The 269-nt window shown below is 64.7% G+C and carries 1 protein-coding gene; it reads left to right on the top strand.

The features are described 5' to 3' along the window. A partial coding sequence (locus tag NDO48_RS29245; RefSeq protein ID WP_267322922.1) for a hypothetical protein occupies nucleotides 1–269 on the top strand: 269 nt, incomplete at both ends.

Here is a 269-nt window from a genome sequence, read left to right as displayed (position 1 = left end):
GATCAGAGATTCCGGCGTCGGTACCCCGCATCTGCTACTTCTCGACACCCGGCTGTTCCGTCATCTCCTGGACCGGCTTCCCGGGGGTACGTCTGTCCCGGCAGCGCCGCCCGCACCGACCAGAGAAGACGCCGGCTTCCATCTGGGCCGTGCCGGTACGGCCGCGCTGTGGCTGCGTATGCAATTCGCTGGGCTGCTGCGGTATCCGACGACCATGGAATGGTTGGTGTTCGCCAGCATCGGGTACGTGGCGTTGAACAAGCATGTGC

It is taken from the genome of Aminobacter sp. MET-1 (genome assembly GCF_026521175.1).
Classification (GTDB): domain Bacteria; phylum Pseudomonadota; class Alphaproteobacteria; order Rhizobiales; family Rhizobiaceae; genus Aminobacter.
Note: the sequence above shows the minus strand (reverse complement) of the source record. Positions and strands in the feature narration are given on the sequence as shown.